Here is a 13,745-nt window from a genome sequence, read left to right on the forward strand (position 1 = left end):
GAAGGATGCGTGTGGGCCAGCCGGCCCGCACGCAATCCTTCTCCATCCATGAGGTCAATCCCCTAAGTGTTCGATAGGCAAAAGAAAGGCGATCGCGCCGTGCTGGTGCTCCCGCATTCCCGGGGCGAAGGCGATGCGATCCGCCGTGGCGAAGAATTCGCCGAACTGGTGTCCTCGGCTGGTGCCGAGATCCTCACCAGCATCTCAGCGCGCGTCGCTGACCCCAATCCGCGTTTCTACATCGGTACCGGCAAGGCCGACGAGGTCGCCGAGGCCGTGCGCGCGCTCGAAGCCGACGTGGTGCTGGTCGACCACGTGCTCACGCCCGTGCAGGAACGCAACCTCGAAAAGCACCTGAAGACCCGCGTGGTCGACCGCGCCGGGCTGATCCTCGACATCTTTGCCCAGCGCGCCCGCTCGCACGAAGGCAAGCTGGAAGTCGAACTGGCCCAGCTCAAGCACCTGGCCACGCGGCTGGTCCGCGGCTGGACCCATCTCGACGCCCAGCGCGGCGGTGCCATCGGCAACCGTGGCCCGGGTGAAACCCAGCTGGAAACCGATCGCCGCCTGCTCGCCGAGCGGGTGAAGATGCTGAGCAAGCGCCTCGAAAAGGTGCAGGTGCAGCGCGACCAGCAGCGGCGTTCGCGGCTGCGTAACACCGTGCCGCGCGTGGCCCTGGTCGGCTACACCAATGCCGGCAAGTCCACCCTGTTCAATGCGCTCACCACCGGTGGCGTCTACGCGGCGGACCAGTTGTTCGCCACGCTGGACCCCACCGTGCGCAAGATCGACGGCCTCAGCTGCGGCCCGGCCGTGGTCGCCGACACCGTCGGATTCATTCGCGAGCTGCCGCATGACCTGGTCGCCGCCTTCCGCGCCACCCTGGCCGAGGCGCGCGATGCCGACCTGCTGATCCATGTCAGCGACGCGGCCGACGAAGAGCGCGACCTGCTCCGCCGGGTGGTGAACTCGGTGCTGGAGGAGATCGGGGCAGGGGACGTTCCCCAGCTTTCGATCATGAATAAGATTGATCTCATCGAAGGGCTCGAACCTCGGGTGGATCGCGACGACGAGGGCAAGCCGCGCACGGTGTGGGTATCGGCCCACTCCGGGGCCGGCATCGACGGGCTGCGCGACGTGCTCGGCGAGCTGCTCGGCGGCGACCGGATCCGGGCGGAAATCCGCCTGCCGCTGACCGCAGGCCGCCTGCACGCCCGCCTCAGGGCCGCCGGGGCCATCGCGGGCGAGGCGGTCGACGAGAACGGCTGGCAGCTGGATATCGACGCCCCGCGGTCGGTGCTGGCGCCGCTGGTGGGTGACGATGCGCATGGCTTGCCGTTGCGCGAGCTGATCGATGCCCCGCTTGCCGAGCATTGATCGGCGAGCATCTGGTAGAATTCACGGCGTTTGCGTGCCCGTTTAGGCGCGATGACGGGCGTTTGCGCGCCCGTTGCCGTTCCCCCCGCCACGGCGGGTACGCCCTGAGCCTTTCCGGCCGCCCACCCCCAGTCCCCGAAGGAGACTGCCGACCATGCCCTGGAATGAACCCGGCAACGGCCAGAAGGACCCCTGGAACCGCAACCGGCCCGGTCGAAGCAAGTTCGACCTGGACAGCCTGCTGAAGCAGCTCACCTCCCGGCTCGGCCGGTTCGGTGCGGGCAGCGGTGGCGTGCTGGCCATCCTGCTGGTTTTCCTGGTGGCCTGGCTGGGCGTCTCGAGCGTCACCGTGATCGACGCGCGCCAGGTCGGCGTGGTGCTGCGCTTTGGCCAGTTTGCCCGCGTGCTCACGCCCGGCTTCCACCTCAAGGCGCCCAGCCCGATCGAGACGGTCACCAAGGTGGAAACCACCCAGGTGCGCACGGTCTCGGACACGGTGTCCATGCTGACCCGCGACGAAAACATCATCTCGATCGATTTCAACGTGCAGTACCAGGTCTCCGACGCCCGCAAGTTCCTGTATTCGAACGCGGATAACGCCGAGAACATGCTGAAGAACGCCGCCGAGGCGGCCGTTCGCTCGGTGGTCGGCGCGAATGCGATGGACAACATCCTCACCACCCCGTCGGCCGACGCGCCGGTCGCGCCGACCCAGGCGCCGGGTGCGGACGCGTCGCCCGAGGCGAAGGAAACCCTGCAGCAGCAGACCCGCGACATCCTGCAGTCCACGCTGGACATGTACGACTCGGGCATCGCCATCACCGGCGTGAGCTTCCAGAGCGTGTCGCCGCCGCGCGAGGTGAAGGACGCCTTCGACGACGTCAACGCCGCCCGCGAAGATCGCCAGCGCAGCGAAAACGAAGCCCGTGCCTACCAGAGCAAGCTGCTGCCCGATGCGCGTGGCCAGGCCGCCATCATCGCGGCCGAAGCCGAGGCCGACCGCGTCGATCGCGTGGCCCGCGCCAATGGCGACGCCGAGCGCTTCAACCTGCTGCTGAAGGAATACCGTGCCGCGCCGGACGTGACCCGCCGCCGGCTGTGGCTGGAAACCGTCGAGGACGTGATGAGCCGTAACCAGAAGATCATCGACGGGAGCAACGGCAAGAACCTGATCCAGGTGCCCGTGGAAGGCGGCAACACCAGCGTGCGCAACGTGCCGGGCGTCGGCACCGTGGTCCAGTCCGCGACCACCGATGCCACGCCGGCGCCGCAGGGAGGTGCCCAGTGAAGATCATCTCCGGCCTCGTCGTCGTCGCCCTGGTCCTGCTCGGCTTCAACAGCGTGTTCGTCGTCAGGGAAGGCGAGAACGCGTTGCTGCTGCAGTTCGGCCGCATCGTCCGCTCGGATTACCAGCCGGGCCTGCACTTCAAGGTGCCGCTCGCCCAGCAGGCGGTGCTGTTCGACAGCCGCATCCTCGGCCTGGATGCGCCGCCCGAGCGCTATTTCACCCAGGAGAAGAAGAGCGTCACGGTCGACTTCTACGTGAAGTGGCGCATCGCCGACAGCGCGGCGTACTACCGCGCCACGTCGGGTGATCCGACCGCCGCCATCGGCCGCCTCACCCCGGTGGTGAAGGACGCGCTGCGCGACGAGTTCAACGCCCGCCCGCTGGAAGAACTGATCAGCGGTGGCCGCAAGAACATCACCGAGCGCGTGCGCCAGCGCACCGATGCCATCGCACGCAAGACGCTGGGCATCAGCGTGGTCGACGTGCGGATCAAGCGCATCGACCTGCCCGAAGAAGTGAGCACGTCGGTCTTCAAGCGCATGCGCACCGAACGGACGCGCCTGGCCAACGACCTGCGCTCCACCGGCAAGGAGAACGCCCAGCGGATCCAGGCCGACGCCGATCGCGAGCGTGCCGTGATCCTCGCCAACGCCAACCGCGATGCGACCACCGTGCGCGGCGACGGCGATGCGAAGGCAGCCGCCATCTACGCATCGGCGTATGGCCAGGACCCCGAGTTCTTCGCCTTCTACCGCAGCATGCAGGCCTACAAGAAGGCCTTCAACGACGGCAAGGCCACGCTCGTGCTCAAGCCCGATTCCGAATTCCTGCGCTACCTCAACGACGGCCCCGGCCGCCAGCGCTAAACACCGCCTCCACATCGCCCTCGCGGGCAACGCAACCTAAGAGAACCACCACCATGGGTAAGTCAGTAGTTATTCTCGGCGCGCAATGGGGCGACGAAGGCAAGGGCAAGATCGTCGATCTGCTCACCGAGCGCGTCGGCGCCGTCGCGCGCTTCCAGGGCGGCCACAATGCCGGCCACACGCTGGTGATCAAGGGCAAGAAGACTGTCCTGCACCTCATTCCCTCGGGCATCCTGCGCGACGACGCGCTGTGCCTGATCGGCAACGGCGTGGTGCTCTCGCCGGCCGCGCTGATGAGCGAGATTGCCGAGCTCGAGGCCCAGGGCGTCGACGTGCGTCCGCGCCTGAAGATCTCGCCGGCCACCCCGCTGATCATGCCGTACCACATCGCCGTCGATAAGGCGCGCGAAGTGGCGTCCGGTGCGAAGGCGATCGGCACGACCGGTCGTGGCATCGGCCCGGCCTACGAAGACAAGGTCGCCCGCCGTTCCATCCGCGTCGCTGACCTGATGTACCCGCACGAGCTGCCGGAGAAGGTGCAGGCCGCCGTCGAGTACCACAACTTCGTGCTCACCCAGTGGCTGAAGGCCGAGCCGGTCGACTACCAGACCGTGCTGGACGAAGCACTGACCTGGGGTGAATACCTGCGTCCGATGGTCGACGACGTCGCCACCATCCTGCACGACGTGCGCCGCGAAGGCGGCAACATCCTGTTCGAAGGCGCGCAGGGCGCACTGCTCGACATCGACCACGGCACCTACCCGTACGTCACCTCGTCGAACACCACCGTTGGCGGCGCACTGGCCGGCACCGGCGTGGGCGCGCGCGACATCGACTACGTGCTGGGCATCTGCAAGGCCTACGCCACGCGCGTCGGTGGCGGTCCGTTCCCGACCGAACTGAACGACGAGATGGGCGAGCTGCTGCGCAAGAAGGGCAACGAGTTCGGCGCCAGCACCGGCCGTCCGCGCCGCTGCGGCTGGATCGACCTGGTGGCGCTCAAGCGCGCCGTGCAGATCAACGGCATCGACGGCCTGGCCATCACCAAGCTCGACGTGCTCGACGGCCTGGAAAGCATCAAGGTCTGCATCGCGTACGAATACCGCGGCAAGCGTCGCGAGCTCGCGCCGCTCGACGCCGACGGCTGGGCCGAGTGCAAGCCGGTCTACCTCGAGTTCCCGGGTTGGGAAGAGTCCACCGCGGGCATCCGCGACTGGAACAAGCTGCCGCCGGCGGCGCGCGCCTACCTGCGTGCCGTGGAAGAACTCTCCGGCTGCAAGCTGGCCCTCGTGGCCACCGGTGCCGACCGCGACGACACGATCATCCTCGACGATCCGTTCGGCGGCGCCGACTGCTAAGCCCCCCGCAGCGCGCTCCTAGCTACCCATGTAGGAGCGCGCCTGCGCGCGATCGACCTGCCCATCGCGCCCATCCCCTGCGGCACCCCGCGCATCCCCCGCACCCGCATGCAACGCATGCAAGTCAATCTCCGCCACGGAGATCGGCCGGAAATCCTCCCCGAACGCCACCTCGCCCAGCCGCCAGCCGGCCCTGCAGGTAACCGCCCCCCAGAACCGCCGGAACGCCGCCCAGTGCAGGCCCACCAGGTGCTTCTCGTTATCCGAGTCAACCATTGGATCGCCCACGCCCGTGGGACGGATCGGCTCGCCGTGCAAGGCGGTGCCGAACAACGAATCCCAGAGCGAAAACACCTGGCCGAAGTTGCAGTTGTGCAGGGTAGGGCGATCGGGGTCCACCAGCATGTGGTGCAGGCGGTGGAACGTCGGTGAGACCAGCAGGCGGTCGAACACCGGCCCGAATCGAACGCGCACGTTCGCATGCGAGAAGTTCTGTACCAGCTCGCCGAGCAGCACCAGCCACGCGAAATCCGTTGGCGCCACGCCGATGACTACGCCCACGCCGGCCAGCACCATCGACTGCAGGAAGCCATCGACCAGGCTGCCCCGGTCGTTGGTCCAGCAGCTCATCTGCCGCGTGCTGTGGTGCATGCTGTGCAACGCCCACCACCACGGCAACGCGTGCTGCAGCCGGTGCATCCAGTAATAGACCAGATCGTAGATGACGTAGTAGACGACGAAGAGCGCGAAGGGATGGCTGCGTAGCGCCGGCAGCCAATGAACGATGCCCAGCAGCGAGTCGTCGCCCGGCCCGGTGTCGGGACCACCGAAGTAATTGCTGATCGGGGTCAGCACCAGGTAGCTGAACAGGGGAAAGATGCCGACCAGCATCATCAGCGTGTATTGCCAATCGACCCGGGTGAGTTTGCGATCGGTCCAGCGTTCGGCCGGGATCACGGCCTCGAGCGGACGGAACAGCAGCCCGATGATGGCCACCTGCAGCAGGGAGATAAGGATTGCTTCGGCGATCTCGCGCGGGTCGCCCGCCAGGCCACCCAGGCGTAGCCAGGTGAGCAGCGGCACGATGGCGTGGACGCTGGTCCAGTCGACCAGGTGGGACCATGGGGCGAACATGGGTTCCTCGGGCCTCGCAACATGACGCCGTGCAGGTGCGCACGAGCGGCCCGGCTATTAAGCTTCACGCCTCTTTCGTAAGGCTTTCCGGCATGCGCGCTATCCCCGGCATCGAGATCACCGTGCACGCAGGGCAGGCCATCCTCCCCGTGGTGGACGAGCTTGCCGGCCTGCGTATCGCCGTGTTCCGCGACTGGCCCTATCTGTACGACGGTGACCGCGACTACGAACGCGACTACCTCGCCGCCTACGCGGCCTCGACGCGCAGTGTCTGCGTGGTCGCCCGCAGCGTGGCCGGGGAGGTCGTCGGTGCGTCCACCGGGATGCCGCTCGCCGAAGACAGCGATGCCTTCCAGCAGCCCTTCCTCGACCGCGGCATGCCTCTCGACGACGTCTTCTACTTCGGCGAATCGGTGCTGCTCGCGCCGTGGCGCGGGCGTGGCATCGGACACGCGTTTTTCGACGCACGCGAGGCGCATGCGCGTGGCGCGGGCGGATTCCGTTCGACCGCGTTCTGCTCCGTCCGGCGCGACCCCCGCGATCCCCGCGCACCGGCGGGCCATCGGGCCAACGATGCGTTCTGGCGCGGTCGCGGCTACGCGCCCGTGGCCGGGATGCATTGCACGTTGTCGTGGAAAGAACGTGGCGACGATGCCGCTTCGCCACACCTACTGGATTTCTGGATGCGCGACCTTCACCGCGCGGAGGCTGGCGCATGACCCGCACGCTCGACGAATGGCTGGCGTACCAGGAAAAGACCCATCCGCGCGACATCGAGCTGGGCCTCGACCGCGTCCGCGCCGTATGGGAGTCGATGGGCGCGCCACGCCCGGCGCCCCTGGTGATCACCGTGGGCGGCACCAACGGCAAGGGCTCCACGGTGGCCTTGCTCGAAGGCATGTTGCGCGCGGCGGGCTATCGCACCGGTTGCTACACCTCGCCGCACCTGCTCCGGTACAACGAGCGCGTGCGGATCGACGGCATCGACGTGGCTGACGACGCCTTCGTCGCCTCGTTCGAACGGATCGAGGCGGCGCGTGGAAGCATTCCGCAAACCTATTTCGAGTTCGGCACGCTCGCCGCGATCGACCTGATGGCGCGGGCGTCGGTGGACGTGGCCATCCTCGAAGTGGGCCTGGGCGGCCGCCTCGACGCGGTCAACATCATCGATGCCGACCTGGCCATCGTGACGACGATCGGCCTCGACCACCAGGACTGGCTGGGCGGCGACCGCGACAGCATCGGGCGGGAGAAGGCCGGGATCGCACGGGCCGCGCGGCCGGTGGTGGTCGGCGAGCTGGATCCGCCGGAGGGGTTGCTGGAGGCGTTGCGTGGGCTGGGGGCGGTGGTGGAGCGGGCGGGGTCGGTGTTTTGGTGGGAGGTTGAGGGCCTGGGGCCTTCGCGCGCGGGCGCGCTCCTACAGGGGCTGAGCACGGGGCGGTGGCGGTGGACGCATCAGGACGGGGCGGCGTTCGACTTGCCGCGGCCGGCGCTGGCGGCGCCGGTGCAGTTCGCGAATGCGTCGGCGGCGATCGCCGCGCTGCATGCGCTGCGCGACCGCGTGCAGGTGCCACAGGCGGCCATCGCCCACGCGCTGGAGACGGTCCGCGTCGGTGGACGCCTGCAGCGTATCGGCGAGCACCCGCTCACCCTGGTCGACGTGGGCCACAACCCGCAGGCGGCGCGCGCGCTGGCCGCCTGGCTGGATGCACGTGCGCCGGGCGGTCGTGTCCTGGCCGTCTACGGTGCATTGGCCGACAAGGACGTCGCCGGCGTCATCGCCGCGCTGGGTTCGCGGGTGGACCACTGGTTCCTCGCCGGGCTGGAGCGCGACACGCCGCGCGGGCTGCCTGCCGAGGCGCTCGCGCAGGCGCTTGCAGCCACCTTGCCCGATGCGCCGCATGACGCGTTTCCGGACGTGGCCTCGGCCTGGCAGGCCGCGAGCGCCCTCGCTGGCGAGGCCGACACGCTGCTGCTGTTCGGCTCGTTCTTCGTGGCCAGCGCGGCGCTTTCGACGCCGAGGTGAACGTCGCGACGGGCAGGGCATCGAGCCCCGCCCAATGCCGGTTATAATCGCCGCGATCCGCAATGCGCCGGTCGAATGGAGCTCTCCTTGAAAACACGCCTGCTGGGTGCCGCCGTCCTCATCGCCTTGCTCGTCTTGTTCGTGCCGATGCTGTTTTCCAACGCGCCGCCCAAGAGCGATGCCGACCAGACCGTAAGCCTCGAGATCCCGCCTGCACCGGATCGCGAGCTGCAGTCGCGCACCCTGGACGTGTCCCCGAACGGCAGTGCCACCCCGGCCAACGCGCAGGCGCCCGCCGCCGCCGCGCCAGGCCCGGCGGGTTCGCCGTCGGCCACCCCGAATGCCGCGCCGGCCGCCGTGGCACCGACCGCGCCGACCCCGCCGCCTGCCGCGGTGACCCCGGGTAGCGGCAGCCGCCTTGCCTCGGTGGACATCGCCTCGCGCAAGCCGGCCGATGCGCTGCCGGAAGATTTCGCCAAGCCGGCCGCCACGCCGACGGCCAGCAAGCCCGCGAAGCCGACCCCGGCTCCCGCGCTGGCCACCCCGGCGCCGGCGGAAACGCCCGTCGCCCAGCCGGCCGGTGCCGCCGCGCGAGGCAGCTATTCGATCAACCTCAGCGCCTATGCCGACCACAGCAAGGCCGATGCGCTGGTGCAGAAGGTCCGTGCCCTGGGTTACCCGGTATCCACCACCGCTGCCAACCAGGCCGGCAAGGCCCTGACCCGGGTGAGCGCCGGACCGTTCGAGACCCGTGCGGCGGCCGAGGCCGCGCGCCTGAAGATCACCGCCGCGGTGCCGGGTGCGCCGGCCTCGCTCTCGTCGAAGCCGGAAACCCAGACCGCCGACGTGCCGGCCCCGCCGAAGCCGGCCGCCGCCGCGCCGGCAGCCCAGGCCGCTGCCGTGCCGACCGCCGCGCCCCGCGCCGGTGGCTTCGCCGTGCAGGTGGCTGCGGTCAGCAGCGAGGCCGAAGCGACCCGCCTGCGCGACAAGCTGCGTGGCGCGGGCATCCCGGGCTACGTCGACAGCATGGCCTCCAGCAGCGGCGCGAAACTCTGGCGCGTGCGGGCTGGCCCGCAGACCCAGCGTGACGACGCCGTGCGCCTGAAAGACCAGATCAAGGCCAAGGTTGGCCTGGACGGCGTCGTGGTCTCGGCCCCGTAAGGGGGCGGGCCGGGCGCGGGTCGGCATATGGGAAACTTCGACGTGAACTGGGCCGACTACGCCATCCTGGCCGTGCTCTTCATCTCGGTCTTGATCGGCCTTGCGCGCGGCCTCATTTCAGAGGTGTTGTCGCTGGTGATCTGGGTCGCGGCGTTCTGGCTGGCCTGGGCGCTGGGTCCCCACGTGGCGGAGATGTTGTCCGGCTCGGTGTCCAACGGCACGGCGCGCGCCGCGATCGGTTATGGCGTCGTTTTCGTCTCGGTGCTGGTCATCGGCGGTATCATTCGCTTCCTGATTTCACGCCTTGTGGCGAGCACGGGCCTTGGTGGCACCGATCGCCTCTTCGGCATGCTGTTTGGCCTGCTGCGCGGCGTGCTCATCGTCAGCCTGGTGGTGTTCATGCTCGGCTTCACGCCGTTGCCGAACGACCCCTGGTGGCGTGAATCGGCCATGCTGCGCCAGTTCAGCGGTCCGGCCGAATGGATCGGCCAGCAGATCCCGGCGAACGTGCGCGATTACATGCACCCGCCGGCCGCGTTGAAAGACATGAAAATGCCGGACGTCAACCTGCCAAGCCGCGACGATCTCATGAAGCTGCGCGACCTGCCGATCCCCGGGCAATCGCGCGACAATAACCAGGCTCACCCTGCTGCCGCCTCCACGGCAGCCTCTTCGTAGAAGGCAACACCATGTGCGGAATCATCGGCATCGTCGGTACCACGGAAGTGGCATCGGCCCTGTATGACGGCCTGACCGTCCTGCAACATCGTGGCCAGGATGCCGCCGGTATCGCCACCGTGGATGGCGCCCGCCTGCGCCTGCACAAGGGCAATGGCCTGGTCCGCGACGTCTTCAACTCGGCGGGCGTGGGCAAGCTGCGCGGCCGCATCGGCATCGGCCACTGCCGTTACCCCACGGCCGGTTCCGAAGGCACCGAAGAGGCCCAGCCGTTCTACGTCAACTCGCCCTACGGCATCGCTTTCGCGCACAACGGCAACCTGGTCAACACCGAACAGCTGCGCAAGGAGATGTTCGAGGACGACCGTCGCCACATCGATACGGACTCCGACTCCGAAGTGCTGCTCAACGTGCTCGCCCACGAGCTGCAGCTGGACGACCGCGGTGACCTGAATCCGGAGCACGTGTTCGAAGCCGTGTCGCGCGTGCATGCCCGTGCCCGCGGCGGCTACGCCTGCATCGCGCTGGTGCTCGGCTACGGCCTCATCGCTTTCCGCGATCCCAACGGCATCCGTCCGCTGGTGCTGGGCGAGCGTGCGACCGCCTCCGGTCGCGAGTACGCCGTGGCCTCCGAGTCGGTGGCCCTCGACGTGCTCGGTTTCACCCGCGTGCGTGACATCGAGCCGGGCGAAGCCGTGATCATCACCGATGGCGGCGAACTGCATGCCAAGCGTTGCGCCGAGGGCGCGGTGCATGCTCCGTGCATCTTCGAGTACGTGTACCTGGCCCGTCCGGACTCGATGATCGAAGACGTCTCGGTGTACAAGGCGCGCCTGCGGATGGGCGAGAAACTCGCCGAGAAGATCCTGCGCGAGCGCGGCCCGGACCACGGCATCGATGCGGTGATCCCGATTCCCGACACGTCGCGCACGGCGGCCAGCTCGCTGGCCCAGGCGCTCGGCGTGCCGATGCGCGAAGGCCTGGTCAAGAACCGTTACATCGGCCGCACCTTCATCATGCCGGGGCAGGGTGAGCGGGTGAAATCCGTGCGTCGCAAGCTCAACGCCATCGACCTGGAATTCCGTAAGAAGAACGTGCTGCTCGTCGACGATTCCATCGTCCGCGGCACCACCTCCAAGCAGATCATCCAGATGGCCCGCGACGCGGGTGCGAAGAATGTTTACTTCGCTTCGGCCGCGCCGCCGGTGCGCTTCCCCAACGTGTACGGCATCGACATGCCGGCGGCGTCGGAGCTGGTGGCCGCTGGCCGCACGGTGCAGGAAGTCGAGAAGATCCTCGGCGCCGACTGGCTGGTCTACCAGGATCTGGAAGACCTGGTCTGGGCCGTCAATGACGGCAACGAAGAGCTGACCCGTTTCGACACGTCGTGCTTCTCCGGCGAATACGTCACCGGCGTGGATTCCGCATTCCTCGAGCAGCAGGAAGCCCTGCGTTCGGACAATGCCAAGTCCGAGCGCCGCACGGCCTGACCGGTTGCGCGGCACGCCTCGCGCGTGCCGCGCCCGTTGACCGATGGACGACCTGCACGCTGCCGCCCGCCGCTGCCTCGACGCAGCCGATCCGGCGGAAAAAGTACGCCTCACCTTCGACACGTTCGCCCGGCTGGGCGAAGGCACGCTCGTGCCCGATCCGGCCTCGCCGGCGGCCGAGCCGATCGCATTGCCGGGGCGCCCCGAGCGACCCCGCCTGGTGTCGTCGCGCGAGCTTGCACAGCGCGGCCTGGGCTCGCTGGAAGGGCGCATCGCGCTGGTGCATGCCATCGCGCACATCGAGTTCAACGCCATCGACCTCGCGTGGGACGCGGTCTATCGCTTCCGCGGCAAGCCCGACGCGTATTACCGCGACTGGGCCTCGTGCGCCAACGACGAGGCGCGGCATTTCATGATGCTGCAGGGGCGGCTCGGCGAGCTCGGCCATGCCTACGGCGACTTCGATGCGCACAACGGCCTGTGGGAAATGGCCGAGAAGACCGCGCATAGCGATACCGCACGCATGGCGCTGGTGCCGCGCGTGCTCGAAGCACGCGGGCTGGACGTCACGCCTGGCATGATGGAGCGATTGCGCCGCCAGGGCGACGAACGCACGGTGGCGGTGCTGGAAGTGATCCTGCGCGAGGAAGTCGCCCACGTTGCCGCCGGCACCCGCTGGTTCCACTGGTGCTGCGCGCGCGACGGCATCGAGCCGGAAGCCACCTTCGCCACGCTGCTCAACGACTACATGAACGGGTCGCTGCGCGGGCCGTTCAACCTGGAGGCACGCCGCGAAGCCGGTTTCTCCGAAAGCGAACTCACCTGGTTGCAGAACCTCAACGCCCTGTAGGAGCGCGCCTGCGCGCGATGGTTTCCAGGGCCAGCGTCAGGCGCTGAGGCCGCGCAGGGCGACGCCGTCGGGATCGACGACCAGCACCGAGCCATGTTCGTACCAGTCGCCCAGCACGATGCGCTGCGCCGCCGTGCCGTCGAGCGTGAAGTCGTGGATGGCGGGGCGGTGGGTGTGTCCGTGGACCAGGCGCGTCACGCCGGCCTGGCGCATGGCGTCTTCAACCGCGCCCTGGTTCACGTCCATGATGGTCTCGTCGATCCGACCCGTGCGTGACTTGCTGTCGTTGCGCGCCTGGGCGGCGAACGCGCGGCGCGCGGCCAGCGGCATCGAGAGGATCTGCTGCTTCCAGGCATCGGTGCGCACCTGCTTGCGCACGGCCTGGTATTCGACGTCGTCCGTGCAGAGCACGTCGCCGTGCATCAGCAAGGTAGGCACGCCTTCGATCTCGTGCACGGTGCCGTCGTCGAGCAAGGTCATGCCCGCACGCCCGGCGAACGATTCGCCCAGCAGGAAGTCGCGGTTGCCGACCATGAAGTACACCGGCACGCCGGCATCGCCGAGGCCCTTCGTCGCCGCCGCGATGCGGTTGGGCAACTCGGCATCGTCGTCGTCGCCGATCCATGCTTCGACCAGGTCGCCGAGGATGTAGAACGCCCGCGCGGCGCGGGCCTCGTCCGAGGCGAGGAACCGTTCGAACAGGGTGGTGATGTCGGGGCGGGCGTCGTCGAGGTGGAGATCGGCGATGAACAGCGTGGTCATGGCGTGGTCTTGGCGGCCGGCTTCTTCGCTGCCTTCTTCGGCGCGGTGGCGGGCGTGGTCGCCGGTGCGGCGGCGGCTGGCGCCGTGCTGGCCGCCGGTTTCGCGGCCGTCGCCGACGGCGCGGGCACCGCCTTTTCTTCGCCGACGACCTGGGCCGAATTGATGATGACCAGCGGGTTCGGCACGTCACCCACGAACGGGCCCTGCGCGCGGGTCGGCAGCTTGGCGATCTTGTCGACCGTGTCCATGCCCTGCACGACCTTGCCGAACACCGCGAAACCCCAGGTCAGGCCGCTCTGGTTGCTCACGTAGTCCAGTCGACGGTTGTCGACCAGGTTCACGAAGAACTGCGACGTGCCCGAGTTGGCATCGGCACCACGCGCCACCGCGACGGTGCCGCGCAGGTTGGAGAGGCCGTTGTCGGCTTCGCTGGGAATCGGGGCGCGCGTGCGGCGCTGGGTCAGGTCGCGGCTGTAGAGGCCGCCCTGGACCATGTAGCCGTCGACGACGCGATGGAACACGGTGCCGTCGTAGAAGCCGTCACGCACGTACTGCAGGAAGTTGGCGACGCTCTTGGGCGCCTTTTCCGGGAACAGCTCCAGGGTGACGTCGCCCTGGCTGGTGTGCACGATCACGCGCGGGTGGTCCATGGGACCCGGCGCGGGGGCCGCCGGCTTGGCCTGCGGCTGCGCCAGGGACGCGGCGGGCAGGACGAGGAGGAGGCTGGCGAGGACGGCTTTCAGCATGGTTTGCAG

Annotated in this window: 13 protein-coding genes; 10 read left to right on the forward strand and 3 right to left on the reverse strand. The window is 68.6% G+C overall.

Annotated features, from left to right (window positions below; genetic code table 11):
- Positions 1-66: 66 nt before the first annotated feature.
- The 4 genes from hflX to KPL74_02910 all read left to right on the forward strand — a co-directional run bounded on the left by hflX (position 67) and on the right by KPL74_02910 (position 4,889).
- The gene (hflX, locus tag KPL74_02895) at positions 67-1,377 is read left to right on the forward strand and encodes a GTPase HflX (GenBank protein ID QWT20966.1); all 1,311 of its coding nucleotides are present in this window, start codon (positions 67-69) and stop codon (positions 1,375-1,377) included.
- A 154-nt stretch (positions 1,378-1,531) separates the two neighbouring features.
- On the forward strand, positions 1,532-2,665 hold the full coding sequence (gene hflK / locus KPL74_02900) for an FtsH protease activity modulator HflK (protein ID QWT20967.1): 1,134 nt from the start codon (positions 1,532-1,534) through the stop codon (positions 2,663-2,665).
- Entirely contained in the window at positions 2,662-3,531 is an 870-nt protein-coding gene (gene hflC, locus KPL74_02905) for a protease modulator HflC (protein QWT20968.1), read from the forward strand. Before hflK ends, hflC begins: the two co-directional genes overlap by 4 nt.
- Positions 3,532-3,584: 53 nt before the next feature.
- On the forward strand, positions 3,585-4,889 hold the full coding sequence (locus KPL74_02910; protein ID QWT20969.1) for an adenylosuccinate synthase: 1,305 nt from the start codon (positions 3,585-3,587) through the stop codon (positions 4,887-4,889).
- An 18-nt stretch (positions 4,890-4,907) separates the two neighbouring features.
- Here KPL74_02910 and KPL74_02915 read toward each other — a convergent pair whose 3' ends face one another.
- Entirely contained in the window at positions 4,908-6,023 is a 1,116-nt protein-coding gene (locus KPL74_02915; GenBank protein ID QWT20970.1) for a sterol desaturase family protein, read from the reverse strand.
- A 92-nt stretch (positions 6,024-6,115) separates the two neighbouring features.
- On the opposite strand from KPL74_02915, the gene KPL74_02920 reads away from it, so the two are divergent.
- The 6 genes from KPL74_02920 to KPL74_02945 all read left to right on the forward strand — a co-directional run bounded on the left by KPL74_02920 (position 6,116) and on the right by KPL74_02945 (position 12,228).
- Positions 6,116-6,742: a hypothetical protein gene (locus tag KPL74_02920; GenBank protein ID QWT20971.1), complete on the forward strand. Its 627-nt coding sequence runs from the start codon at positions 6,116-6,118 to the stop codon at positions 6,740-6,742.
- Complete coding sequence (gene folC / locus KPL74_02925) at positions 6,739-8,049, forward strand: bifunctional tetrahydrofolate synthase/dihydrofolate synthase (GenBank protein QWT20972.1); 1,311 nt, start codon at positions 6,739-6,741, stop codon at positions 8,047-8,049. Before KPL74_02920 ends, folC begins: the two co-directional genes overlap by 4 nt.
- Before the next feature lie 87 nt (positions 8,050-8,136).
- Positions 8,137-9,210: an SPOR domain-containing protein gene (locus KPL74_02930; protein ID QWT20973.1), complete on the forward strand. Its 1,074-nt coding sequence runs from the start codon at positions 8,137-8,139 to the stop codon at positions 9,208-9,210.
- Between the two features lie 27 nt (positions 9,211-9,237).
- Positions 9,238-9,888: a CvpA family protein gene (locus KPL74_02935; protein ID QWT20974.1), complete on the forward strand. Its 651-nt coding sequence runs from the start codon at positions 9,238-9,240 to the stop codon at positions 9,886-9,888.
- Between the two features lie 11 nt (positions 9,889-9,899).
- Complete coding sequence (gene purF, locus KPL74_02940) at positions 9,900-11,378, forward strand: amidophosphoribosyltransferase (GenBank protein QWT20975.1); 1,479 nt, start codon at positions 9,900-9,902, stop codon at positions 11,376-11,378.
- Between the two features lie 43 nt (positions 11,379-11,421).
- A complete protein-coding gene (locus KPL74_02945; GenBank protein ID QWT20976.1) occupies positions 11,422-12,228 on the forward strand; it encodes a ferritin-like domain-containing protein in 807 nt (268 codons plus the stop codon).
- Positions 12,229-12,264: 36 nt separating this feature from the next.
- Here KPL74_02945 and KPL74_02950 read toward each other — a convergent pair whose 3' ends face one another.
- Complete coding sequence (locus KPL74_02950) at positions 12,265-12,990, reverse strand: UDP-2,3-diacylglucosamine diphosphatase (protein QWT20977.1); 726 nt, start codon at positions 12,988-12,990, stop codon at positions 12,265-12,267.
- Positions 12,987-13,736, reverse strand: a complete 750-nt coding sequence (locus KPL74_02955) for a peptidylprolyl isomerase (GenBank protein ID QWT20978.1) — start codon at positions 13,734-13,736, stop codon at positions 12,987-12,989. Before KPL74_02955 ends, KPL74_02950 begins: the two co-directional genes overlap by 4 nt.
- Positions 13,737-13,745 lie beyond the last annotated feature (9 nt).

The sequence above is a fragment of the Bacillus sp. NP157 genome, assembly GCA_018889975.1.
GTDB lineage: Bacteria > Pseudomonadota > Gammaproteobacteria > Xanthomonadales > Rhodanobacteraceae > Luteibacter.